This window comes from Ureibacillus sp. FSL K6-2830, assembly GCF_038004145.1.
In the GTDB taxonomy this organism is placed as follows: domain Bacteria; phylum Bacillota; class Bacilli; order Bacillales_A; family Planococcaceae; genus Ureibacillus; species Ureibacillus thermosphaericus.
Map to the genome: position 1 here is coordinate 2,554,327 of NZ_JBBOQR010000001.1, position 24,215 is coordinate 2,578,541.

The 24,215-nt window shown below is 35.4% G+C and carries 24 protein-coding genes; 13 read left to right on the forward strand and 11 right to left on the reverse strand.

Translation table 11 applies throughout. The features are described from left to right. Position 1: 1 nt before the first annotated feature. Genes NSU17_RS12580 through NSU17_RS12590 form a run of 3 tightly spaced genes read left to right on the forward strand, consistent with a single transcriptional unit; the run spans position 2 to position 2,879 of the window. The gene (locus NSU17_RS12580) at positions 2-1,039 is read left to right on the forward strand and encodes a FecCD family ABC transporter permease (RefSeq protein ID WP_408647298.1); all 1,038 of its coding nucleotides are present in this window, start codon (positions 2-4) and stop codon (positions 1,037-1,039) included. Further along, entirely contained in the window at positions 1,036-2,067 is a 1,032-nt protein-coding gene (locus NSU17_RS12585) for a FecCD family ABC transporter permease (RefSeq protein ID WP_340705170.1), read from the forward strand. The genes NSU17_RS12580 and NSU17_RS12585 overlap by 4 nt, the downstream gene beginning before the upstream one ends. Next, positions 2,067-2,879 (forward strand): ABC transporter ATP-binding protein, encoded by an 813-nt coding sequence (locus tag NSU17_RS12590; protein ID WP_340705171.1) that lies wholly within the window; start codon positions 2,067-2,069, stop codon positions 2,877-2,879. The genes NSU17_RS12585 and NSU17_RS12590 overlap by 1 nt, the downstream gene beginning before the upstream one ends. A 362-nt stretch (positions 2,880-3,241) precedes the next feature. Here the strand turns inward: NSU17_RS12590 and NSU17_RS12595 are convergent, their stop codons facing one another. Continuing rightward, the gene (locus tag NSU17_RS12595) at positions 3,242-3,799 is read right to left on the reverse strand and encodes a glutathione peroxidase (protein ID WP_340705172.1); all 558 of its coding nucleotides are present in this window, start codon (positions 3,797-3,799) and stop codon (positions 3,242-3,244) included. Positions 3,800-3,926: 127 nt separating this feature from the next. Next, complete coding sequence (locus NSU17_RS12600) at positions 3,927-4,127, reverse strand: cold-shock protein (RefSeq protein ID WP_340705173.1); 201 nt, start codon at positions 4,125-4,127, stop codon at positions 3,927-3,929. Positions 4,128-4,399: 272 nt separating this feature from the next. Between NSU17_RS12600 and NSU17_RS12605 the strand changes: the two genes are divergently transcribed. Further along, complete coding sequence (locus NSU17_RS12605; protein WP_340705174.1) at positions 4,400-4,978, forward strand: nitroreductase family protein; 579 nt, start codon at positions 4,400-4,402, stop codon at positions 4,976-4,978. Positions 4,979-5,132: 154 nt separating this feature from the next. On the opposite strand, the gene NSU17_RS12610 is transcribed toward NSU17_RS12605, so the two are convergent. The 6 genes from NSU17_RS12610 to bioD form a co-directional block, all read right to left on the reverse strand. Beyond that, a complete protein-coding gene (locus NSU17_RS12610; protein ID WP_340705175.1) occupies positions 5,133-5,402 on the reverse strand; it encodes a hypothetical protein in 270 nt (89 codons plus the stop codon). A 145-nt stretch (positions 5,403-5,547) separates the two neighbouring features. After that, on the reverse strand, positions 5,548-6,030 hold the full coding sequence (locus NSU17_RS12615; RefSeq protein WP_340705176.1) for a hypothetical protein: 483 nt from the start codon (positions 6,028-6,030) through the stop codon (positions 5,548-5,550). Positions 6,031-7,016: 986 nt separating this feature from the next. Next, positions 7,017-8,015 (reverse strand): biotin synthase BioB, encoded by a 999-nt coding sequence (gene bioB, locus NSU17_RS12620; RefSeq protein WP_096551725.1) that lies wholly within the window; start codon positions 8,013-8,015, stop codon positions 7,017-7,019. After that, a complete protein-coding gene (locus NSU17_RS12625) occupies positions 8,012-8,590 on the reverse strand; it encodes a biotin transporter BioY (RefSeq protein ID WP_016838637.1) in 579 nt (192 codons plus the stop codon). The genes bioB and NSU17_RS12625 overlap by 4 nt, the downstream gene beginning before the upstream one ends. Continuing rightward, on the reverse strand, positions 8,587-9,957 hold the full coding sequence (gene bioA, locus NSU17_RS12630; protein ID WP_168411981.1) for an adenosylmethionine--8-amino-7-oxononanoate transaminase: 1,371 nt from the start codon (positions 9,955-9,957) through the stop codon (positions 8,587-8,589). The genes NSU17_RS12625 and bioA overlap by 4 nt, the downstream gene beginning before the upstream one ends. Then, the gene (gene bioD / locus NSU17_RS12635; RefSeq protein ID WP_016838639.1) at positions 9,929-10,630 is read right to left on the reverse strand and encodes a dethiobiotin synthase; all 702 of its coding nucleotides are present in this window, start codon (positions 10,628-10,630) and stop codon (positions 9,929-9,931) included. The genes bioA and bioD overlap by 29 nt, the downstream gene beginning before the upstream one ends. 349 nt (positions 10,631-10,979) lie before the next feature. Between bioD and NSU17_RS12640 the strand changes: the two genes are divergently transcribed. The 5 genes from NSU17_RS12640 to NSU17_RS12660 all read left to right on the forward strand — a co-directional run bounded on the left by NSU17_RS12640 (position 10,980) and on the right by NSU17_RS12660 (position 15,008). Beyond that, positions 10,980-12,680: an S-layer homology domain-containing protein gene (locus tag NSU17_RS12640; RefSeq protein ID WP_340705177.1), complete on the forward strand. Its 1,701-nt coding sequence runs from the start codon at positions 10,980-10,982 to the stop codon at positions 12,678-12,680. A 69-nt stretch (positions 12,681-12,749) separates the two neighbouring features. Next, positions 12,750-13,343 (forward strand): hypothetical protein, encoded by a 594-nt coding sequence (locus NSU17_RS12645; RefSeq protein ID WP_340434498.1) that lies wholly within the window; start codon positions 12,750-12,752, stop codon positions 13,341-13,343. A 15-nt stretch (positions 13,344-13,358) separates the two neighbouring features. Then, positions 13,359-13,583, forward strand: coding sequence for a 3-oxoacyl-[acyl-carrier-protein] synthase III C-terminal domain-containing protein (locus NSU17_RS12650; RefSeq protein ID WP_340434508.1), 225 nt, complete (start codon positions 13,359-13,361; stop codon positions 13,581-13,583). A 218-nt stretch (positions 13,584-13,801) separates the two neighbouring features. Beyond that, positions 13,802-14,482: a DUF554 domain-containing protein gene (locus tag NSU17_RS12655; RefSeq protein WP_340705178.1), complete on the forward strand. Its 681-nt coding sequence runs from the start codon at positions 13,802-13,804 to the stop codon at positions 14,480-14,482. Between the two features lie 61 nt (positions 14,483-14,543). Next, entirely contained in the window at positions 14,544-15,008 is a 465-nt protein-coding gene (locus tag NSU17_RS12660; RefSeq protein ID WP_340705179.1) for a hypothetical protein, read from the forward strand. Between the two features lie 190 nt (positions 15,009-15,198). Here the strand turns inward: NSU17_RS12660 and NSU17_RS12665 are convergent, their stop codons facing one another. Continuing rightward, complete coding sequence (locus NSU17_RS12665; RefSeq protein ID WP_340705180.1) at positions 15,199-16,950, reverse strand: B12-binding domain-containing radical SAM protein; 1,752 nt, start codon at positions 16,948-16,950, stop codon at positions 15,199-15,201. A gap of 112 nt (positions 16,951-17,062) precedes the next feature. Beyond that, positions 17,063-17,554, reverse strand: coding sequence for a hypothetical protein (locus NSU17_RS12670; RefSeq protein WP_340705181.1), 492 nt, complete (start codon positions 17,552-17,554; stop codon positions 17,063-17,065). Positions 17,555-17,817: 263 nt separating this feature from the next. Here NSU17_RS12670 and NSU17_RS12675 point away from each other — a divergent pair, with 263 nt between their 5' ends. The 3 genes from NSU17_RS12675 (at position 17,818) to NSU17_RS12685 (ending at position 21,815) form a co-directional block, all read left to right on the forward strand. Next, a complete protein-coding gene (locus tag NSU17_RS12675; protein ID WP_340705182.1) occupies positions 17,818-18,582 on the forward strand; it encodes a metallophosphoesterase family protein in 765 nt (254 codons plus the stop codon). 150 nt (positions 18,583-18,732) lie between these two features. Continuing rightward, positions 18,733-20,724 (forward strand): ABC1 kinase family protein, encoded by a 1,992-nt coding sequence (locus tag NSU17_RS12680; RefSeq protein ID WP_340705183.1) that lies wholly within the window; start codon positions 18,733-18,735, stop codon positions 20,722-20,724. Between the two features lie 203 nt (positions 20,725-20,927). Beyond that, positions 20,928-21,815, forward strand: a complete 888-nt coding sequence (locus NSU17_RS12685; RefSeq protein ID WP_340705184.1) for a 5'-3' exonuclease — start codon at positions 20,928-20,930, stop codon at positions 21,813-21,815. 44 nt (positions 21,816-21,859) lie between these two features. On the opposite strand, the gene NSU17_RS12690 is transcribed toward NSU17_RS12685, so the two are convergent. Next, the gene (locus NSU17_RS12690; protein ID WP_340705185.1) at positions 21,860-22,378 is read right to left on the reverse strand and encodes a C39 family peptidase; all 519 of its coding nucleotides are present in this window, start codon (positions 22,376-22,378) and stop codon (positions 21,860-21,862) included. Between the two features lie 323 nt (positions 22,379-22,701). Here NSU17_RS12690 and NSU17_RS12695 point away from each other — a divergent pair, with 323 nt between their 5' ends. Next, positions 22,702-24,180 carry a methyl-accepting chemotaxis protein gene (locus NSU17_RS12695; protein WP_340705186.1) on the forward strand — a complete coding sequence of 493 codons (1,479 nt, stop codon included), beginning with the start codon at positions 22,702-22,704 and terminating at the stop codon, positions 24,178-24,180. The last annotated feature ends 35 nt before the right edge of the window (positions 24,181-24,215 follow it).

The following is a 24,215-nucleotide window of genomic DNA, read 5'->3' on the forward strand; positions in this document are numbered from 1 at the left end:
TATGATGAAAACAACAACCTATAAAGAAAAAAAGCAAAACCTTATCCCGAAAAAATTGTTTGCACTGCTAATTGTACTAATTGTTTTGCTGGGTGTTTGCATCATTGCTTCATTATTATTTGGTTCTCGAATCATTAGTTGGACGGATATAATGGATGGACTATTCCATTCCCATGTAGATTCCCATGAAGCAAATGTTGTACGGCAAAGGGTTGTCCGCACCATTTTTAGTATTATGACTGGAGTCGCTCTCGGAGTTTCGGGTGCCTTAATGCAATCGGTGACCCGAAATCCGATTGCGGATCCAAGCATATTAGGAGTCAATACGGGGGCAGCCCTTTTTGTCGTATGTGGAATTGCGTTCTTTCATATTAGCTCTGCCAGTCAATATATTTGGTTTGCGATTGTTGGAGCAATGATTGCTGCAATATTTGTCTATTCCATTGGATCGATGGGAAGTGGCGGTGCAACACCATTGAAACTTGTGTTGGCAGGTGCCGCGACAAGTGCCATTTTGTCTTCGCTTGTTTCAGCGGTCATGATTCCGCGTACAAATGTTATGGATCAATTTCGATTTTGGCAAGTAGGTAGCGTGGGATCAGGCTCTTGGGATTCCATTTCAATTTTTCTCCCTTTCTTGTTAACAGGATGTATCATTGCCGTTATTACAGCTCCCGCATTAAATGCCATACTTTTAGGGGATGAGGTTGCTACTAGTTTAGGTGTACGGATTGGGTTCATTCGGCTAATTGCTGCATTTGGTGGCGTACTATTATGTGGTGCTGCAACAGCTCTTGCAGGCCCCATAGGATTTATCGGTTTACTTGCAACTCATGTTGTTCGATTAGTAATCGGACCGGATATGCGCTACATTATACCGCTGTCTGCTCTTACAGGAGCAATTATATTAACATTGTCAGATGTATGTGGAAGGTTGTTAGGTAGTCCTGGAGAATTAGAAGTCGGGGTTGTAACAGCCTTTATTGGTGCTCCTATATTAATTTTCATTACAATGAAATCGAAAGTTCGTGAAATATGATGAATGATACATTGAGTTTAATTCAATCAGCTCGTTCAAAAAGACAACGTCGCTTTGTAATTTTGACAGCATTACTGGGCTTAATCTCAGTAGTCTTATGCTTCATGATGCTGATGGTTGGTAACACGATTTATCCTGTAAAAGACGTAATACGGGTACTTTTTGGTGAAGAAGTAAAGGGTGCATCCTTTGCTGTCGGAACAATTCGGTTACCTCGAATGGTGGCAGGAGTGTTTGCAGGTTTCGCCTTTGGTGCTGGTGGTTATGTATTTCAAACGATGTTACGGAACCCATTAGCCAATCCCAATGTGATTGGGATTACGACAGGTTCAAGCGCAGCGGCTGTTTTTTGCATCGTTATTCTTCATGCCAGTCTTGCAACCATTTCAATCGCTGCCGTAATTGGTGGTCTATGTACAGTATTGATTATTTATTTTTTAGCAAAAGGGAGTTCCTTCTCCATTGGAAGATTGATTTTAATCGGTATTGGCATTCAGGCGATGTTAAATTCTGTTATTTCTTATTTACTGTTGATTGGGAATCAACACGATATACCAACGGCAATGCGCTGGCTGAGCGGCAGTTTAAATGGGTTGAAATTGGAAACTCTTTATCCACTCATTTTCACTGTCATTCTTTTGACTCCGATTTTAATTATGTACGGTAAGCAATTGGAGATGTTGGAATTAGGAGATCAAACAGCGACATCGATTGGAGTAAATGTAAATAGAACGAGAATCATGTTGATGATAAGTTCCGTATTGATGATTGCTTTAGCTACGGCAACAACAGGGCCGATTGCTTTCGTTGCATTTCTTTCGGGGCCAATTGCCAATAGAATCATGGGTACAGGCTTTTCAAATATCATTCCTGCCGGGCTTGTTGGCGTAATCCTAGTATTGGCTGGGGATTTAATTGGTCAACATGCTTTCGAAGCTAGATATCCAGTGGGTGTGATTACCGGTATCCTTGGTGCACCTTACTTGTTATATTTATTAGTTCGTTTGAATCGAAAGGGTGGATTGTAATGAAACCTACACACGTGCTTTCAGTTGAAAATCTGTTTGCAGGATACGATAAGAAGACCGTTCTGCAAGACGTAACCATCACTATTCCAAGCAATAAAATCAGTATAATTATTGGTGGGAATGGTTGTGGGAAATCAACATTATTAAAAACGATGGCAAGATTAATAAAACCTGACTCTGGCCAAGTATTGTTGGATGGAAAACCGATTCATCAAATTCCCACTAAACAATTAGCTCGTGTGTTAGGGTATTTACCACAATCTCCTATCGTTCCAGAAGGAATTACGGTGGTTGATTTAGTAGGTCGAGGAAGATTTCCACATCATTCGTTTTTAAAAGGTTGGACGAGTCAAGATGATGATGCTGTAAGCGAAGCAATGGAAATCATGAACATTACCGATTTAGCCAATCGTTATATTGATGAACTTTCGGGTGGCCAAAGACAGCGTGTATGGATTGCAATGGCCCTTGCTCAACAAACGGATATTTTATTTTTGGATGAACCAACAACATATTTGGATATTACATATCAAGTAGAAATACTGGATATGCTTACAGATTTAAATCGAAAACGCGGCACAACGATTGTTTTGGTGCTTCATGATATCAATTTATCTGCCCGATATGCAGATCATATTTTTGCCTTTAAGCAAGGTAAATTAGTGTCGGAAGGGACTCCATCAGAAGTTATCAGTAGCCAATTAATTAAAGATATTTTTGGACTCGATTGCACTGTCGTTCAAGATCCTGTTTCATTATCACCATCAATCGTCCCAATTGGACGATATCATAATCATCTGGTGAAGAGTTAGATAGGGAATAGGGAATAGGGACTCGGGGCTGTCCAGAAAGTCGAACACTTTCTGAACAGCCTTACTTCTTATAATAATATTCTCTTAAAAACTTTGCTCCTTCGGTGGTCACATCAAACGCCCCTCCTCGTCGCAATTTATCTGCGGCGAAAGCTCTAGCGCAGCCGCAATTTATCTGCGGCGAAAGCACTAGCGACAGCCGCAAAGGGGGCGTCTCAAAATGACTTTTCAGACCCCCTTAAATTTCCTATTTTTCCTGGAATATAGGTGATATGGAATTTTAACAGCTTTTGCAAATAAAGAGCAAATTAGAATATCCCAAATCCTTTTCTAATCCGCTCATAAATTGACAATCCCGTCATTTATGCAATAGAAGTTTTTATTGCGTCTTGAATTGCATTTTCCACATCTAGTATAGAATCGGTTGGTTCAAAGCGTTTCACTACATTTCCATTTGCATCCACAATAAATTTAGTAAAATTCCATCGAATGTTTTTTCCATCAAGGGCAAGAGGGGTACTTTCTTGAATTTTAGATTTTAGTATCTTTTCTTCAAAATTGATTCCGAACTCGCGGCATTCTGCTTGTTCTTTTAAATATTCAAATAGCGGATGAGCTTCTTCTCCGTTGACATGAATTACATCAAAAATCGGGAACGTTACACCGAAATTAATTTTACACATCCTTTCTGTTTCTCTTCCATCTTCAGGATTTTGTTCAGCAAATTGATTGCTTGGGAAACCTAGTATGATGAACCCCTGATTTGCAAATTTTTCATACAATCTTTGTAAATCTTCAAATTGATATGTAAAACGGCAGTGGTTTGCAGTGTTTACGATTAACATCGTTTTATTGCGATAAGTTTCCATTGAAAGAATTTCACCGTTTGGTTTTTTTATAAGAAATTCATAAATAGACATGCTCAAATCCCCTTCATCTATTATTTAATTCTAACAATTATTATATAATAATTATTATAAAAGTCGAAAAATATGCTTAGCATGTGGAATAAAAAAATCCTCTGCCTTTTGCAGAGGATCAACGTATTTATCGTTTCACAACGTTTGTTGCTTGAGGTCCACGGTTGCCTTCTTCCACTGAAAACTCAACTTTTTGACCTTCTTCAAGTGTTTTGAAGCCGTCTCCTTGAATTGCGGTGAAGTGGACGAATACATCGATTCCACCTTCAACTTCAATGAATCCATAACCTTTTTCTGAGTTAAACCATTTAACTGTACCTTGATTCATTTTAAAAAACCTCCAAATTTAATTTTTTATAATTACATTTTTAAACTAAAAAAATTCACACATTACAAAAAGTACCAAACGAACACGATTACTTTTTGTAATATGTGAATTCATTAGATAAAGGTTATATAATTATTAATCCATAATAAAATAAAAAATAGATTTTGTCAAATGTTTTTCGTTACAAGAATCCGTATTGATAAGCATTATTTATTAATTTTTCATTAATTTATGTTAATATAACAAGCGCAACTAAATAGGAGGGAATATAAATGGATTTTTTTGAAGCAGTGAAAAATCGCCGTTCTATTCGTGTATTGGAAGATGTAGCTGTTGTTCCAGATGAACAAGTTATTGAAATTGTAGAATCCGCATTAAATCATACACCAACTGCATTTAATGGACAGGAAACTCGCGTGGTGATTTTGTTTGGGGAAAATCATAAAAAACTTTGGAACGATACAGAAGAAATTGCCCTAAAGAAAACTAAGGAGGATTTTGCACGAATAGAGGAGCGAATTAATGGGTTTCGCAATGGTCATGGAACGATTTTATTCTTCCAAGACAGAGGTGTAATCAGAGGTTTACAAGAAAAAATGCCTCAATTTCATGATGAGTTAGAAGTATGGTCACAACAAAATCAAGGTATGCTTCAATATGTAGTTTGGACAGGGTTGGAAGCTGTAGGCTATGCAGCATCCCTTCAACATATGGAAATAAATATTCAACCGGAATGGAATGTTCCTGATAACTGGAAGATGATTGCTCAAATGCCTTTCGGAAAACAAGTCCAACCATTAATGGAAAAAGAAATAATTCCAGTCGAAAAGAAACTTATTGTGGTTAAGTAAAAGATTACGATCGTTAAAGATAGGGGAAAGTGGCTGGTTGTGAGCTGATTTCTGTTTAGATTAGGAATGATGGAAAATTATTTCATCATCATAAAATGAGTAGCTTGCAAGGCAATTAGGACTTGTTGCAAGCTTTTATGTTCAGTACACTCTTTCAATAATATTTTTTGCTTCCTTTCTGTTTTTGAATTTCTTGTGTTAAATATTGAACTTGTTTTTCAAGCTTTGCTATTCTTTCATCATATTCTTGAACTTTTTGTTGAGATTGTTGAAATTCATCGATGGAAAGTAGTTCTGCATAGGAAGAAATGATATCCCCTATTGTTGAAAGAAAAATTCCGATAATCCCTAATTTTATTGAGATATCTTCAGATGAGTTGGAGGATGTTGAATTCATCGGATTTGAATGATCATAATTTTTCATCATTCTTCCCCCCAATTCCAGTATCTTTTATATTATATGAATAACTATTGAATTGGGAACAGCAAAATCGAATATTAATGAAGTTTAGCTATCATTACGAAGCATTACTATGAATGAAGGGCGTCGTAAAATTTGACGCCCTTTTTTATAGTGGAGCCCTCATTGGTTCGTTGTGAAAGAACAGATTGACTTCGCGATTTTCTTTAATAACATTATTCTCATGTAAAAAGGTCATTGGGGATGTTATCGTAAATTCCACTGAAAATTTCCCGTTTTGATAATTTGTATTTTGATAGAGTCCATCGATACTTTCACCAGATAAAATACCGCCATAATGAAGGGTATATGTTTGGTTCAATTTCAAATCAGGAGTGCTAATGACAATCGATTGGAATTCTTTTTCAGGTTTAACAGCAATAATTTCATTCTTCTTTGAATCGGTGATATAAAGGCTGGTATTTGCTTGTTGCTCTTTAAGAAAAGTCATCATAATTGTGTTTTGACTATTGGAAATCCCATGTGCTTTACCGTTGCTGCCCGCAGCTATGAGGATACCGCCTTCCATTAGAAATGTGTGGTCATAGTCTAATGGACCATTGTTGTTATTGGTTGCACCATAGACAATCACCGTACCACCTGTTATTCTAATGGAACCGCTCGAGTCGAGTCGATAAAAACAGCCTAGCGTGACGGGAGATAATAGTCAAACTCCCAAAGATAATAGTCATTCACGAGAGGATAATAGTCAAAGGAGCAAACATAATAGCCAACCGATAAAAAAAGCCGCAATCGATGGGCGATAATAGTCAAACTTCCGAAGATAATAGTCATTCACGAGAGGATAATAGTCAAAGGAGCAAACATAATAGCCAACCGATAAAAAAAGCCGAGAGCAAAGGGAGATAATAGCCAAACTTCCGAAGATAATAGTCATTCACAAGAGGATAATAGTCAAAGTAGTGAACATAATAGCCAACCGATAAAAAAAGCCGAGAGCAAAGGGGGATAATAGTCAAACTGCTGAAGATAATAGTCATTCACAAGAGGATAATAGTCAAAGTAGTGAACATAATAGCCAACCGATAAAAAAAGCCGAGAGCAAAGGGAGATAATAGTCAAACTTCCGAAGATAATAGTCATTCACAAGAGGATAATAGTCAAAGGAACGAACATAATAGCCAAACGATAAAAAAAGCCGCAATCGATGGGCGATAATAGTCAAACTTCCGAAGATAATAGTCATTCACGAGAGGATAATAGTCAAAGGGGCGAACATAATAGTCAATCGATAAAAAAAGCCGTGAGCGATGGGAGATAATAGTCAAACTTCCGAAGATAATAGTCATTCACGAGAGGATAATAGTCAAAGGGGCAAACATAATAGCCAAACGATAAAAACAGCCTAGAGTGACGGGAGATAATAGCCAAACTTCCGAAGATAATAGTCATTCACGAGAGGATAATAGTCAAAGGAGCAAACATAATAGCCAATTGATAAATATCCTCGAGCAATGGGCGATTATAGTCAAGCTACACAAAATAATAGCCATGCCTCCAAAGAAAAAAGAGCGAAACAACTATTCGCTCTTATTCAATCATAGAAGGTATATTCCATTAAACATTTAATAATTCCTGTTGTTTTTCAGTGAGTTCAATTTCAAATCCTAAGTCCTCAAGCATCTTATAATCTTGATTTTTTTCTTGTCCTTCCGTTGTTAAGTAATCGCCGACGAAAATACTGTTTGCTGCGTAAAGTCCAAGCGGTTGCAGGGAGCGGAGATTTACTTCACGCCCTCCAGAGATACGGATTTCTTTTGTTGGGTTCAAGTAGCGGAATAATGCAAGCACTTTTAAGCAATAGCGTGGATTTAGCTCATTCGTCCCTTCCAGTTTTGTTCCCTCAATGGCATGTAAAAAGTTAACTGGAATTGAATCTGCATCAAGTGCTCGTAAAGCCCGAGCAATATCAACTACATCTTGTTTTGTTTCTTTCATGCCGATAATGGCGCCAGAGCAAGGTGAAAGGCCGTGTTTTTTCACGATATCGATCGTATTGATCCGGTCTTGGTACGTATGAGTTGTTGTAATGAATTCGTGATGTCTTTCTGAAGTATTAATGTTATGGTTGTATCGATCAACCCCTGCTTCTTTTAACTGTTCTGCTTGTTCCTCTTTCAATATCCCTAAACAAGCACATACTTTTAATCCGTACTTTTCTTTGATTTCTTTTACGGCTTCACTAACCACGTTCACATCTTTTCGAGTTGGACCGCGGCCGCTTGCAACAATGCAATAAGTGCCAATTTTATTTTCAAAAGCAATTCTCGCGCCTTCTAAAATTTGTTCTTTTGTAATAAAAGGATATTTTTCGATAGGGGCTGTGGATTTTGAAGATTGAGCACAATAGCCGCAATCTTCAGGGCAGTACCCGCTTTTAGCATTCATAATCATGTTCAATTTTACTTTTTTGCCGAAGTAGTGTTTACGAATCGTAAAAGCTCCATGTAATAATGGCAGTAGTTCATCATCGTCAGCGTTCAAAATCTCCATTGCTTCTTCATTAGAAAGTTCTTTTCCGTTAATAACTTCTTGTGCTAAAGTTTGCCATTTCATTTAGGTACCTCCAATACATTGAACATTTTTTTATTTAATAAGAAGTAAATTCTTCTTGCAAACAGTCCAGTAACAATTGCTAATACAATGTCAACACCAACAGTGCTTAAAAAAGCAGTCATAAATACGGTTGATGCACTTGTTGGCATGTCCAGCAAGAAATTTAGTGCAAAGTATACGTATGGCGCACCAATTGCATAAATAACGAAAGTGCCGACTAAATTTGCAACAACAAATCGTAAGCGGGAAGGTTCTTCTCCTCCACGTTCAATGATGTATCCTATAATAAAAGCACCAACAGCAAAGCCGACTAAATAACCGAAAGTAGGTTGCAATACATATGTCAGTCCTCCACCTTGAGTAAAGACAGGTAGCCCTGCTAAACCAACAAAGATATATACTAATTGACTTTGTAAACCTCTTTTACTGCCTAAAATGGAGCCAGCTAAAAAAACAATGATAATTTGCATTGTAAATGGAACGATTGGCAATGGTATTTTGATAAATGCTCCTATCGCGGTCAATGCAGCGAATATCGCTACTAATGTAAGTGAAAAAATCTGTGAATTTCTCATATAATTCCCACCTTTTTCTTTTTGAAAAATTCGACAATTTCTTCTTTAGCTGTATTAACCATCCATTCTATTTCCTCTTCAGAAATGATATATGGTGGCATGAAATATAAAATATTGCCAAGGGGTCTTAGTAAAATTCCTCTATTTAATGCTCTTTTATAAATTCGATAGCCGATTCGCTCTTCACTTGGGAGAGGGGCTTTTGTTTTTTTGTCTGCAACTAATTCAATTGCGCCAACAAATCCTGTTTGTCGATATTCACCGACATATGGTAGTGAATCGAAGGCTTCGTGTGCTAATTTATTTAAAAGTTTTGCTTTCTTTGCAATTTTTTCTAATACTTGCTCTTCTTCAAATATGGCAAGCACTTCTTGGGCCGCTCGCAATGCAAGTGGATTGCCTGAGTAGCTGTGGGAATGCAAGAAAGCTTTCATTGTGCCGTAATCGTCATAAAACGCATAGTAAATTTTGTTTGTTGTTAGCACTGCTGAAAGCGGCAAATATCCTCCGGTAATGCCTTTCGATAAGCAGAGAAAATCCGGTGTTATATCTGCTTGTTCACATGCAAATAACGTTCCAGTTCTTCCAAAACCAACCGCAATTTCATCCGCAATAAGATGCACGTCGTATTGATCGCACAATGTCCGTAATTTTTTTAAGAAAACGGGAGGATACATATTCATGCCGCCTGCAATTTGAATTAACGGTTCAATAATGGCAGCAGAAAGAGTATCAGCATGCATCTTAAATTGCTCTTCCACAAACATTGCACAAGGAGCATCGCAAGTACCTGGATGTTCAGCAAATGGACAGCGATAACAATTTGGTCCTTCTGCTTGAACAACATTTAATAAAAGAGGTTGAAAAACTTTGTTATATAAATCTACCGCCCCGACTGACAAAGCTCCGAGCGTTTCTCCGTGATAAGCATTTGTAAAAGTTAAGAAGCGTTGTTTTTTTGGTTGTCCAATTTGAGCACGATATTGAAAGCTCATCTTTAACGCTATTTCAATGGCAGCTGAACCGTTATCTGCAAAAAATACTTTTTCTAATCCATCCGGAGTTTTTTCAACCAGTTTTGTTGCCACATGTATAGCTGGTTCATGGGTAAAGTTCGCAAAAATTACATGCTCTAATTTTTTTGCTTGGTCGGCAATTGCCTTGCTAATGCGCGGATTGGCATGGCCAAATAAGTTGACCCACCAAGATGAAACGGCATCTAAATAGCGATTTCCTTGCTTGTCATATAGCCAAATGCCTTCACCTCTCTCTATAACGATTGGTGGAAATGTTTCATAGTCTTTCATTTGGGAACATGGGTGCCAAATATATTTAAAGTCAAGATCTTGTAGTTCGGAGTAATTCACGATTCATCAGCCTTTCGAAAATCGTTTCTTCATCAAAGCTTTCAATCGTTCGATTTCCTTCCACAACGACAAATTGTTGATGGGGAATAAAACGTTGTAAAGTTTGAATATTATTTTTTTCGATTTCACTATGTTCGTATTGGTTGATAACGATTCCGAGCAATTCAATTCCTCTTGCATTTAATGCGCCAATTGACAACAATGTGTGATTGATTGTGCCAAGTTTCGGATGGGTAACTAATACAACAGGTAGTTTCGAGCGTTGAATGATATCTAGTAAAGTTAAAGAAGTATGAGATTGCAGAGGTACATAAAGTCCTCCAGCCCCTTCACAAATCACAACATCATATTCATCCTGTAATTGTTCAATTTTATTGAGTATTTTTGCTCCGCTAATCCACTCTCCCTCAAGTTCTGCTGCATAATGAGGAGAAGCAGGAGCGGGGAAAGAATATGAATTAATGGAATTAGGCGATAATGGTTGCAAACTATAATTTAGGTAACTAGACGTATCATGATAGTAGGTTTTATTGTTCTTTTTCATGACGCCTGTTTGTACCGGCTTATAAGGAACCACTTTGAATCCTTTTTTTTGCAAATAGCGCATTAATAATGTGGCAATAAAGGTTTTTCCTACATCTGTGTCTGTTCCAACGACCCAAAAATGGTTCAAAACATCACCTTCTTAGTTGTTTATTTTGTTAACTATATTAATTCATAAGTTAACACAATTTATTTTCCACGTAAATACCAATTTTTGAATTTTATATTCGAATAGGTAATTGGGAGGCTTCCATAAACAGAAAGTAATGGGTGTAAGAGAGAATACTATTTTGAAACAATATGGAACATTTCTTTTGTTTATACGGACTAATAAATAGGGGGTTGGAATTTGTATTATTTTCCAAACAAAAGATAGAATGGAATTAATTGCTGAAACTATCATCTATTTTGTAGAAAAGGTATAATTATCATATTGAAGCTGACGTTCATTTGATTAATGCAAATTGGAGGATTTTTCTATGAAAAAGAAAAAATGGTTGAATTTATTTACCGCAGCGACTGCTGTCACGATTGCTGCAACAGCAGTTCCCGTTGCTACAAGTGCGGCACAATTTTCAGATATAAAAGGAGACACTCATGAACAGGCAATTGTTCAATTAGTGGATGCAGGAATTATTAAAGGATACCCAGAAGGGACATTTAGAGCTTATCAAGATTTAACGTGTTCCGATGTAGTGAAATTGATTGGTAGATTTGTAAAGAAACAAGGCTATGAAATTCCTAGCGATTATAAAACGAATATGCGCTTTTTAGACCTTTCTAAAAATATGGATGATGAGTTGCTTCAGTATGCAGCACTAGTAAAAGATGCAGGGATTTTTGAAGGAAATCGATTAAATCCAACACAAGCAATGACCCGTGAAGATATGGCGGTGATTTTAGCAAATACATTATCAAAATTTTATCAAGTTGACGTTCATCATTATGTTGATGCTCAATCTTTTGAAATTGAAGTGACGGATATACAAGAAGCGAAAGAAAGTGCCCGTTCATCAATTCAAGTATTAGACTACTTTAACATAACGAATGTAAAAGAATTCAAACCAAAAGCTACTTTAAAGAGAGGGCAATTTGCTTCATTTTTGCAAAGACTGATAAACACTACGCTAACGGAAAAACTCTTCCAAGTGAAAACGGTTGAAGTAGTAGGGAACGAAATCGTAGTTCAATTTAATGAAGCAGTTAATTTGCCAACAACAACAAGTTCGAAGGAAATAGCAACATATTTCAAATTAGTAGGATTAGAGAATGAAGTATTTGCAAAAGGTGAATTAAATAAAGAGGGGGATTCATACACAATTACCCTTAATTCAAAAAATGAAGGAAACTATCGCTTCGAAATAAAAGGGGTACCTTCAAAATCAGGCAAAATTTTACCTGCATTTGACAAACGAATTAGTATTCAGAAAACTGAAGAACCAAAAGAAGAAACAAGGTTTGTAGTAGAAAGTGAAAAATTCGTTCTTGGAGTTACTCCAGATGGTCAAATAGTAGATAAATATGCTGCAAATATTAAGGTTTATGGCTTTGTGAATCATGATAAAGTCGAATTACCAAGCAGTGCTTACACCATTACAACGAATAGCAAATATTTAAATGTAGAAGGTAATAAAGTGACTGCGAATGTTGATGCCATTAAAGCAGATGGTATTTTAGATGAGGAAAATCAAACTTATGAAGCTGATATTTTCATCACCATTAACCAAACAGGCGAACAAATCAAGCATACTCTTACACTTTCAAGTGAAAAGGTAAAGGTAAATGGTAAATTCGTTTTAATCAATAAAAATTCTTTAAGTCAGAAAGAATTAAAAGAGATTGATATAGAAGTTTCAGAATATGGTTTAGTATTAACAGCAACGGATTTATTCAAAGAAATCTATGAAGAGGGTTATTTTGAAATAGAGGATCAATACGGTAAAGAAGCAAACTTTAATCCGAATACAGGGCTAGTTACCTTTGCAGACGGATCCTCACGGGAAATTCGTCCAATTATTACAAACATTAATACTACAAATGATCAATATGAAATCTCCTACAATGGAACAATAAACTTAATGATTGGTTTAGGAGAAAAAGGGCTATCCCGAGGAGACTCTTTCAATTTAAAATTAAGCATTGATGATGCAACGGTTATTGTAAAAGTTTATATGAGATAAATTTGTAATTAGGGGCTGTCTAGAAAGTGTTCGACTTTCTGGACAGCCCCGGAAGAAAATAGCATAACGATGGCAATCGACGCTTCTAAGCGAGTTTTAGAGAAAGCAGGAGTAGAAGGAAAAGATGTCGATATGATTATCTTTTCTTCCCAAGTACCTGAGTTGACATTCCCTACAAATGCAATTTTTGTTCATGAGGCAATTCAAGGGAAAAAAGATTGTATTGTTTACGACAGTAATGCTAACTGTGCAGGAATGACGATTGCGGTTGAACAAGCTTCCCGATACTTGTTAAGCAATCCCCACATCACCAATGCATTAGTAGTAGGTTCTGACTATTTGTCTCTTGTTGCAAATCCGGATGAAGAAATTACATATGCTAGCTTTGGAGATGCTGCAGCGGCTGTATTTCTTGAAAAAACGGAAGAAGATACAGGGTTTATCGATGCAATTTACGAAACGGATTCTTCTTTTAAAGAAAATATTTTATATCCAGATCAAGGGTTTTCTAAATATGTATTGAATAAAGAGTTTCCTGGTTATATTCGTTGGCTTCCATTCGATGGTGCTGTTTCATTGCCGTATGCGTATGAAAAAATAGAAAAACTTTTGCATCGAAATAATTTACAAATTGAAGATGTGGATGCATTTTGCTTTTCATAATTTGCCCTATCAAATATCAAAAATCTTCAAGAAAGATTTAATATACCTGATGAGAAAATTATCTATATAGGAGACCAGTATGGTTATACCGGAACAAGCTCACCATTCGTCTCTCTTTATGAAGGAATTCAATCCAATCGAATTAAGCGAGGAGATATCGTATTGTTCTGGACAATTGGTGGTGGGCACGAATTAATTGCAATGCTTTATAAGTATGAATACATATTAGAAAAAATATAAAATGATAGCCCCGTAAAAGTTAAACACATTACGAAACTTTTACGGGGGTTATTTTTTGTACATTGATAATAGAAATATGTGTTAAAACTTTTTAAAATTCTATTAGTATAAAAGTAAAATATGCTTCCTAATACAAGTTGTGTTAAAATTCTTTAATATTACAAAATTCAAATATTATTAAAGGATAGTTTTGTTACTTTTGATAGGAGTGTTAAGTGATGATTGGCACAATCGTAAATACAATTTGTATTCTGGTAGGGAGTTTTGTAGGAAGCGCATTAAAAAAGGGAATTAAAGAAGAATATCAATCTGCATTATTTACAGCCATGGGGTTTGCCGCTACTGCTTTAGGAATCAATGCGATTGTTCAAAATATGCCGAATAGCAAATATCCGGTCTTATTTATTGTTAGTTTATCTGTTGGTGGTTTAATTGGGACCATGATTGATTTTGATGGGAAATTTAAGAATGTTGTTGATCGGTTTTCTAAAACAGATTTAAGTAAGGGCTTGTCTACAGCCATTTTGCTATTTTGTATCGGTACTTTGTCGATATTAGGTCCGGTGGAAAGTGCTTTAAATAATAATCATACATACTTATTTACAAATGCTACGCTGGATTTAGTGACATCTATGGCTTTAGCTGCCACTTATGGAATCGGTATCGCTTTTGCTGCAGTTGTATTGTTTATTTGGCAAGGTTTGATTTATTTATGTGCAAAATATATTGAACCATTTTTAACTGCTGAACTAATGACGGAGGTTTCCATCGTAGGAGGCATTTTAATATTAAGCTCTGGATTATCGATTTTAGGTATTAAAGACAGCAAATCGTTAAATATGTTGCCAGCACTTTTTGTTCCTGTACTTTGGTTTATTGGATTAGCATTGTTTCAGTAAAAGTTAATGAATAGAAGTAAGGATTTTCAATACTAGTGGGAGATTCCCCAAATAAGTAGGGGTGCTATCTGCACGAGCTAAGGAGGTATATGCACAAGCAAGGGTGGTATATGCACAAGCAAGGGTGGTATATGCACGAGCTGATGTATTATCTGCACGAGCTAAGGTGGTATATGCACAAGCAAGGGTGGTATATGCACAAGCAAGGGTGGTATATGCACAAGCAAGGGTGGTATATGCACAAGCAAGGGTGGTATATGCACGAGCTGATGTATTATCTGCACGAGCTAAGGTGGTATATGCACAAGCAAGGGTGGTATTTGCACGAGCTGATGTATTATCTGCACGAGCTAAGGTGGTATATGCACGAGCTGATGTATTATCTGCACGAGCTAAGGTGTTATATGCACAAGCTGATGTATTATCTGCACGAGCTAAGGTGGTATATGTACGAGCTGATGTATTATCTGCACGAGCTAAGGAGGTATATGCACAAGCAAGGGTGGTATTTGCACAAGCAAGGTAGTTATTTGCACAAGAAGCACCGTATCTTCACGAGTAAGAGTGCAATCCACACGTGCAATGAAGTAAATCCATGTTTTAATAATAAAGTAGCACAAACCATCATTGATAAACTCCCTATTAAATAAATAGTTTTATTTAACTGTCTTCCTAATAGGGAGCATATCACAACATTCGGTTTGTACTACTATTTTTTATTTTATGATACTTTTTTGAAACGTTGCAAAGTATGGAGTCGTTCCTTGTCTGAAGAAGACAAACAAATACGTATCACTTTCAACAATTTTTCCTTTTTTATATTCATCATAATCTATACTAAATGGAACAATAAGTGAATGCTTCACAAGTTCCTTTTCATTAATCTGCAATTGGGCAAATTCTTCTCCAACAATATTAGGAGATTCAATTAATTTCTTATTTATTGCTTTCAATTCTTCTTTTGGAATTCGTTCTTCCCACCAAAGCTTTCGAGGGTGGAATTGTTGCTTCGATAAGAAATCGAGTTTCATTAAACTATGAACGATACCTAAATTCACGTTTGGTAACGTGCGTAAAAATTCATCCAATCTCGTAAATAAGTCCTCCAATTGATGACCTATTCTCGACCATCCTTTTTCTTCCCAGAAAGTACCAAAGTTTTGGAAGAAATCGAATGGGGTTTCAAATACTTCTGACACTAGATATTCAATTGTATCGTCCATTCGATGAGCATTCCAATATTTTTCGAGCACATCTTCCGCTTGTTTGATGCGAATAATTTCATCGAAGCTTAATACGTTGTTTGATAAAATTTCATAAGGTGCGATATCAACATATGTATATCCAAACTTTTCGGCTTCAATTCGTAAACCTGTACCGCGCAATAGTTTTAAGAAGCCGAGCTGCAATTCCTCTGGACGCATCGCAAATACATCATTAAATGTTTTGCGGAAACTCTCATAATCTTCTTCAGGAAGTCCAGCAATTAAATCTAAATGCTGATCGATCTTCCCGCCTTCTTTCACCATTGTGACCGTTCTTTTTAATTTTTCAAAGTTTTGTCTACGTTTCACCAATTCATTTGTTAAATCATTCGTAGATTGGACGCCAATTTCAAAACGGAATAAACCTGCTGGTGCATTGTCATTTAAAAATTGAATGACTTCAGGTCGCATAATATCAGCGGTGATTTCAAATTGGAACACCACTCCAGGTACATGCTCATCAATTAAAAATTGGAACATGTCCATTGCATAACTGCGACTAATGTTAAAAGTTCGGTCAACGAATTTAATTGTTTTTGCACCATTGGCCATTAAATAACGAATATCGTCTTTAATTTTTTCCCTATTAAAATAGCGAACGCCTACTTCAATAGAAGATAAGCAAAATTGACAGCTAAATGGGCAACCGCGGCTTGTTTCAATATATTGAATACGTTTTGAAATAGAAGCTCGATCTTCTTCAAAACGGAATGGGCTTGGAAGTTCCCGTAAGTCAATTTTCTTTGGCTGTGGATGAATATTCATTTTACCATCTTGTAAGTAAGCAATGCCTGGAACTTCTTCTAGTGGGATTTCTCCATGAACATAACGTAGCAATTGTTTAAAAGAATATTCACCTTCTCCCATAATGATGAAATCAACAAGCCCTTCCAATCGTCGCAACCAATAATGCACATCATAAGAGACTTCTGGCCCGCCTAATACAATTTTTGTATGTGGGCTAACAACTCGCAGCATTTGAATAACTTTAATCGTTTCTTCGATATTCCAAATATAGCAACTAAAACCGACTAAATCAGGTTTTCTTTGATGAAGATCAGTCACAATATTTAACGTCGGTTCTTTTATCGTAAATTCTACAATCGTTGGGTCAAACTCCGGACGTGCGAATGCTTTTAAATAACGAATGGCCAAGTTCGTATGAATGTATTTGGCGTTCAAAGTTGTTAATAGTATATTCATTAGTCGAACTCCTTTAAATCCTATTGGTAGAATGAAATACTTTGATTACCATCACTATTATACAATGATAACTCTAGACAATCTTGTATTAAAAAAAATCAGTCACTTTCATCTATTCATAAATGATTTTCACGTGGTGATTTTCAACATAATTTGGATCATCTAAAGACAAAATATATAATTCCATTTCTAAATCATTTTTAAATTCGGGAAATTCGATGTCATCTAATTGTTGGATGACTAGTTTTGCAGTGGCTGCTTTTTTTGGTGAGATTTCCTGTTCCAATTGATAAATCGCTTCATCTACCATCCGATCATCTACTGATAGCCTTTGTGCTTGTATTTTCATTGTATCTTTTCGTTTATTTAAAATGTCAAACGTAATCGTGACAGTTTGCTTCGATTGTTCTTTGTTTTTCTTCATGTTTAATATGGTGATTTTTACATTTTCATTATCAACGACTAATTGGTTGATTTCTCTAACTTCGTAATTAGATTTTTTTCTATCATTTTCTGGTGTACCTAAGTTTGCTTCTGAGGGTACACCACAAGCATACAATATGAAGATAGGCAAGAATAAGAAAATTAGAAACAACTTCCTCATAAGAATCTCCTTTACCAAAGAAATAGATTAAATTTCAGTATGAAATAATGTCGTATAAACTATACGTGATTCGATCCGTATGAATAAACATTTATAGAATAATTAAAATAATAAACTATTAGTCAATATGAAATTCTTAAATTGTATAGAATTTCGCGGAATATTCATATAATTCTGTAGTATAATTGAATAAAATGAACGGTTTGAAAATTTTAGATAACATTCAACTTTCTCTTTTGAGTGTTGAATAAAGAGGTGTATAAATGGATAAAGTATTTGCCATTGGAGATATACATGGAAGTTTTCATTTATTAGAGAAAGTATTGCAGTACTGGAAACCCGATGAAGAGATGCTTATTTTTTTAGGTGACTATATTGACAGGGGAAAGGATAGCTTAAAAGTATTGCGTAAAGTGATGGAGCTATCAAAAGATTATAAGGTGATTACGTTAAGTGGAAACCATGAACAAATCTTCTTGAACTGGTTAAAAAAGCCGAAAGAAATGACCGAATTTTATTTCCATCCGAAAGTTGGAGGTGCAAGCACCATCCAAAGTTTTTATTCCGAATATTCCAGCGAACAAACTGTAGATGAAATGAATGTTGAACAAATAGTCGAATTTATCAAAACGCATTTTGAAGATGAAATTGAATTTATAAAAAATCTTCGTTTGTATTATTATTGGAATCCGTTTGTTTTTGTTCACGCAGGGATCAATGCAAAAGTAGAAGATTTTTTAGAAACAAGTACGGATGAATTTCTGTGGATACGTGAAGAATTTACGAAAGTCCCCCATAAAGCAAAGGAATATGTCGTATTTGGCCATACACCAACATTATTATTAAACGAAGATGGTTCGAGCAAAGTATGGATTTCACCTTGCCGTAAAAAAATCGGTATTGATGGAGGGGGAAATATTTATGAGGGTGGAAATATCCATGGGGTTCGTTTCCACAAAAAATCAACAGATATTGAAATATATTCTGTAAATGAAAGGGAGAGTATTACGAATTATTTTACATTATAGATAGGGTTCACCTCCAAGTGAATCCTTTTTTGTATGAATGTCGTTTGGAAAATAGAAGAAATCAATTTAATAACAACACTTAGGAATGACAAGAATGAAACTTTAGCCATACTAATTTTAATGGATATTCGATTGGAAGTGGTGAAGTGAATGAGTACAATTAGCACACTTTTGCAAATATTATTTGTGTCAATCATTATATTTTTTATTAGCGGAAGGCTCATTGGTTCCAATGTGAACTTATTTAGAAGAGTATTGTCCGTCATCATCAGCGTCTCATTCACTACTTTTGTGTTTTGGTATACGTTTGTTCGGGAAAATGCACAATATCATACTGAAGATGGCGTTGTAAGTGTTGCAACGTTATTATGGATCGGAAGCATGTTGCTTATTTCCATGCTGATTTATTTATTCTTTGAGCTATTTGATCCGATTGCATTAGATGAGAATACTGGGCGTTATTCGGAAAAGAAGACGATTTTTAGGAAAGCATTGAATTATTGGCGTTATCAAAAGCGTCTACGAACGGTATTAAAAGTAGCTGTAACGAACGGCATTACAAGAACGGTAAAATATGCGCGAAGTCGCGATACAGATAGACAGTTAGCAATTGCATTGCGTTCTACCCTTGAAGAGAGCGGTGGCATTTTTATAAAGTTTGGACAAGTGTTATCAACTAGAAAAGAATTGTTTTCCCCAATCTTCATTGAAGAACTAAAAAAATTGCAGCAAAAAGTATCGCCAATGACCTTTGATGAAGTAAAAAGGATATTAAAAGAAAATTTTTCATGCGAAATCGATGAGGTCTTTTCTTTTTTTGACGAGAAACCATTAGCAGCAGCTTCCATTGGACAAGTTCATCGAGCGGTTTTAAAAAATTCTCATGAAGAAGTGGTTGTAAAAATTTTAAGACCGCAAGTAAAAACAATTATGAGGGAAGATTTAAGTATACTATTGGAATTTGCAGATTGGATTACGACGAAATCCCAGTGGGCTGAAAGTTTTGGGTTCAAATCATTAGCAGAAGGATTTGCCAATTCAATGAAAGAGGAAACGGATTTCGAAATAGAAGCCCGCAACATGATCCAAATTCGAAATATATTAAAACGGAGTAAACTGAATGTCAAAATTCCACAAGTTTATGAAGAATTAAGTAATGAAAATATTTTAGTAATGGAATACGTAAAAGGTGTAAGCATTTCGGATTTAGATAAAATAGAGGATCTTTCCTTTGATCGAAAAGAGCTTGCGCGAACGATTGTTTATTCTTATTTAGAACAAGCGTTAATATCAGGAATTTTTCATGCTGACCCGCATCCAGGAAATATTTCTGTTAATCCAGAAACAGGGGAAGTAGCGATTCTTGACTTTGGAGCAGTTTGTCGATTATCAGGGCAACAACAAGAAGGATTAAAACTATTTTTCATGGGTATTCAGCAAGGAGATTCGTCGTTATTATACGATGCAATTTCCTTACTAATCAAAAATAAAAATGAAATTAACCGTCAAGAATTGGAACAAGCGATTGGCCAAATTTTATTAAAAATAACATATGTTAATAAAGTTCCAACAGATGAAACGATTTATTCCATTTTTACAGTCATTAGAGAATCGGGGTTACAGTTTTATTCATCCGTCAGCTTGGCACTCAGGGTAATCATTACATTAGACGGCACAATCAATATGATTGATCCTACTTTTAATATTTTTGAAGAAGCGAAGAAATTTACAAATGATTATATGAAATCTTCGTTAAGAAAACCGATTACAGAGCCAATTGAAACGATGGAGAAAATGCAAGAAGAATTGGCAATACTAATACCGAATTTACGAAAAATTCCAAGGCGGATTGATCAATTAATTCGAAAAGTTGAAGATGGAAAAGTGATCTTGCATCACGACATCTTTTCGGATAAAACCAACTCCAAATTTGTGACGCAATTGTTTTCAAAATTTGTCTTATTGATGGTGGGCATTACATTTGGAATTATTTCAACAGCACTTCTAGCCATTTCCCAATTTATTGAAACTGCTTATGCGATTTATTTAAATACAGCAGCATATCTCGGATTATTTTTATGTTCCATTTTACTTGTACGATTATCGATTCAAGCAATTCGCGATATGAAACGGAGAGATTAATGAAAGCACTTTTCCCATATGCAATGAAATAGTCTAAACTGATAGGAGGATAGTATGTTCTATTTTATGAACGTATTATCCTCTTCTTTTGTTTGTCAGCGGTAGCGTCACTTAGAATTGTAATAGGGAAGGAGAATTTTTCCGTCGCAAATGGGCTGTCTCAACATGTTATAATGAATGAAGTAGAAAGTGAGGATTTTTGAATGAATAATCAACCACATCTTTTAGTCATTGACGGAATGGCTCTATTATTCCGTTCTTTTTATGCCACGAGTGTAATGGGACATTTCCAATATTTACCGGATGGCAGACCATCAAATGGGGTGCAAGGTTTTGCACGACATGTTTTAACAGCCCAATCAATTATTAAGCCTAGCCATATTGCAATTTGTTGGGATATGGGAGCTAACTCATTTCGCAATGAACTATTTGAAGGATACAAAACGAATCGAAGCGAGCCACCGGAAGAAATGATTCCGCAATTTGACATGGCAAAGGAAGTTTCTGAGTGGATTGGCTGGAAAAACATTGGAGAAGCAGGAATGGAAGCGGATGATTGCATTGGTTCCATCGTTGAAAAATGGAAGGAAGAAGCCCAAATTACAATAATTAGTGGCGATAAAGATTTATTGCAATTATTGAATCCTTCGACGAACATCGCTTTTACAAAAAAAGGCTATTCTGAGTATGATGTCTATACAATGGAACGATTTAAAGAGGAATATGCGATTGAACCTCATCAATTTGTAGATGTGAAAGCATTCATGGGAGATTCAAGCGACGGCTATCCAGGGGTCAAAGGTATTGGGCCGAAAACAGCGCTGCAACTGATTCAAAAATACGGTTCTGTTGAAGGAGTATTACAAAATTTAGATGAATTAAAACCGGGTCAACGAAATAAAATTACAGATAATCTGGAAATGTTAAAGCTTTCTTATCGATTAGCATCCATAGAAAAAAACATACCAATCAAAGAACGTTTAGAAGCTCTCTCTGTACCTGAATATTCCGCTAACACTTTCGATCAACTAGCAAACAAGGGCTTTACATCCATTGCAAAACATGCCTATTCACTATATCCATGTATATAAAGTATTGAGAAGGGACACAAACTTGTTTGAATGTTTGAGTCCCTTTATTTTTTCTTTCTTGGCTCAATTTTTACGAAGCTAATCACTTTAAAGTTTTGGGAATAGGGAACTTTTCGTATTTGACTATCGCGATTTATTCCACCATTATCATGCACAATTAAAAATAACTCATTTTGCTCAATTTCATAGCCAATGAAAGGAACCCAATGATAGGTAAAAGTAGGTTTTGATTTCCATTGTAGAGTAAAGTATTTATCAAATTTTATTGCTACTGGCCTGCCCTCATCGATTTGTTCCATCGCTTCCTTTAATGAACAGTTTTTTACAACCCAGTCCGTTCCTAAATAGTTTTGTAAATTTTTAATAAGCCTCCAGCGAAATAAACCGATTTTCGTTGTACCTAGCATTCGATAAAGGATATTTACATTCTGTGCAACATGTTTTCCAAACATAAATTTCAACATAACGAATATCGTAGTAGGTCCACAGGCAGAGTTTTGGTAGGCTGGATAAACTTCAGGGCTGAATTGAGACATTCCTTCTAAAGGTATGAACTTTTTCATAGCATCACCTTGTTCAATATTATAACTAATATAAATTTTTTTGAAAGACTAGGGCAGTGATGAACATAAAATAATGATTGCACTGAGTCTTACTGCAAGTTTTATTGATATAATTTTCGGAATTAATAAGAAAAATTAGAAAAATGAAGGGATTTTTGGTAAGTATATCGAATAATAAAGCAGAGTTGTATTTCCTAGGAAATATACTCAACTTAAATAGTTCGAATATTGCATCAAATCATCAGTTATAGTGATTTTTTGATGTTTTTATTTGCGTGAATAATCAAATAGTCCTTACCGCAAAAAGAAAGGGGAAGAATTGAATGTATCAAGATCAATACAACACTCACAGAGTACATAAAGTCAATCTTCTACTAACTATTATTTTAGTATTTCTTATTTGTGTACCGATTGTTTCATCTAGGGGATTTGAAGAGGGAGCAATTATTATTGTAGCCGGCTTGATTGTTTTTATGATGTCGATAATCACTTTCTTTTTACCAATCAATACATATGTAAAAGGCTTAATCATATCATTAATCCCAAGTATAGTGGTATTAGCACTCTTAATTTTGGATGGATTTTCTATTATTAAACACTATATTATTATGCTTACAATTGCGATGGTTACACTCTATTTTAAGAAAGAACTGATTTTAGCGTTAGGTCTTTTGCTAGATGTAGTATATCTCGTATTATTTTTCCTTTTGCCAGAAAACTTATTAGGACTGAATAACAATTTTTCTGGGTTCTTGACTGTCTTCTTTATCATAAATGCATTTATGGTTCTTTTATATTTGCTGATGAAATGGGGAAGACAACTGATTGTTGATGCATATCAAAAAGAACTTGAAGCGAAAGAGGGAATGAATAAGTTAACATCCACTTTTGCATCCATTGAATCTGTATCTGATTTGCTTGATAACCATATTACAAAATTTAATACAGAATTAAATACGATCTATAGTTCAAGTAACGACATTGTACAATCTGCAGAACAAATGGGTACTAGTATACAAGAAGAGGCGAATAGTGTAAATATCATCAATGATTCAATGGTTCAGTCATCAGAAAAAATGGGACAAATCGTTATCGTTGTTGAAGACATTGTAAAAAAATCAGAAAATATGAATAGAAAAGTACAAGAAGGTTGGAATAAAATCAATCAAGTAACTGATTATATGGATTCAGTTGGTACAACGATTAGCAATACAGCTATAACGGTTTCTGATTTGCAAACTAGTTTGGAAAGGGTAAATACATTACTCGAAAGTATAAAAGAAATTGCAGATCAAACGAACTTGCTCGCACTGAATGCTGCCATTGAATCTGCTCGAGCTGGTGAGCATGGAAAGGGATTTGCAGTAGTAGCGGAAGAAGTAAGAAAACTAGCAGAACAAAGTGCCCAAATGACCGAGAATATTAAATTGGTGACGGATGAATTATTCACCAAATCCAAAATAGCTCAAGAAAAATCAGCTCAAGGAGAAAGTGCTATTACGGAAGGTAGATTATTGCTTAAGGAAATTTCTCATTTCTTTGAAGAAATAAAAAGTACATTTACAGAAATTCATAATGGACTATCAATTGAAATGTCAGAAATCGAATTGGCAAATCATAATTTCTTTACAATTCGAAATCAAATTGAAAACGTATCTGCTATATCTGAAGAAAATGCTGCGTCAACGGAAGAAATAATCTCTACATTAGAAAATACACATGATTTAATCGCTTCTATACATTCATCAATAAACGAAATAAATGTATTAATTAAACAGTTGAGAGACTTGACAAAAAGTTAGTGATATCAGTTCTCTGGATTAGTTCATCTCGATGA

Excerpts from the sequence above, each read along its gene's own strand:
- NSU17_RS12580 (WP_408647298.1), top strand. The coding sequence starts at position 2 with ATGATGAAAACAACAACCTATAAAGAAAAAAAGCAAAACCTTATCCCG.
- NSU17_RS12585 (WP_340705170.1), top strand. The coding sequence starts at position 1,036 with ATGATGAATGATACATTGAGTTTAATTCAATCAGCTCGTTCAAAAAGA.
- NSU17_RS12590 (WP_340705171.1), top strand. The coding sequence starts at position 2,067 with ATGAAACCTACACACGTGCTTTCAGTTGAAAATCTGTTTGCAGGATAC.
- NSU17_RS12595 (WP_340705172.1), bottom strand. The coding sequence starts at position 3,799 with ATGTCTATTTATGAATTTCTTATAAAAAAACCAAACGGTGAAATTCTT.
- NSU17_RS12600 (WP_340705173.1), bottom strand. The coding sequence starts at position 4,127 with ATGAATCAAGGTACAGTTAAATGGTTTAACTCAGAAAAAGGTTATGGA.
- NSU17_RS12605 (WP_340705174.1), top strand. The coding sequence starts at position 4,400 with ATGGATTTTTTTGAAGCAGTGAAAAATCGCCGTTCTATTCGTGTATTG.
- NSU17_RS12610 (WP_340705175.1), bottom strand. The coding sequence starts at position 5,402 with ATGAAAAATTATGATCATTCAAATCCGATGAATTCAACATCCTCCAAC.
- bioB (WP_096551725.1), bottom strand. The coding sequence starts at position 8,015 with ATGAAATGGCAAACTTTAGCACAAGAAGTTATTAACGGAAAAGAACTT.
- NSU17_RS12625 (WP_016838637.1), bottom strand. The coding sequence starts at position 8,590 with ATGAGAAATTCACAGATTTTTTCACTTACATTAGTAGCGATATTCGCT.
- NSU17_RS12640 (WP_340705177.1), top strand. The coding sequence starts at position 10,980 with ATGAAAAAGAAAAAATGGTTGAATTTATTTACCGCAGCGACTGCTGTC.
- NSU17_RS12645 (WP_340434498.1), top strand. The coding sequence starts at position 12,750 with ATGGCAATCGACGCTTCTAAGCGAGTTTTAGAGAAAGCAGGAGTAGAA.
- NSU17_RS12655 (WP_340705178.1), top strand. The coding sequence starts at position 13,802 with ATGATTGGCACAATCGTAAATACAATTTGTATTCTGGTAGGGAGTTTT.
- NSU17_RS12665 (WP_340705180.1), bottom strand. The coding sequence starts at position 16,950 with ATGAATATACTATTAACAACTTTGAACGCCAAATACATTCATACGAAC.
- NSU17_RS12670 (WP_340705181.1), bottom strand. The coding sequence starts at position 17,554 with ATGAGGAAGTTGTTTCTAATTTTCTTATTCTTGCCTATCTTCATATTG.
- NSU17_RS12675 (WP_340705182.1), top strand. The coding sequence starts at position 17,818 with ATGGATAAAGTATTTGCCATTGGAGATATACATGGAAGTTTTCATTTA.
- NSU17_RS12680 (WP_340705183.1), top strand. The coding sequence starts at position 18,733 with ATGAGTACAATTAGCACACTTTTGCAAATATTATTTGTGTCAATCATT.
- NSU17_RS12685 (WP_340705184.1), top strand. The coding sequence starts at position 20,928 with ATGAATAATCAACCACATCTTTTAGTCATTGACGGAATGGCTCTATTA.
- NSU17_RS12690 (WP_340705185.1), bottom strand. The coding sequence starts at position 22,378 with ATGAAAAAGTTCATACCTTTAGAAGGAATGTCTCAATTCAGCCCTGAA.
- NSU17_RS12695 (WP_340705186.1), top strand. The coding sequence starts at position 22,702 with ATGTATCAAGATCAATACAACACTCACAGAGTACATAAAGTCAATCTT.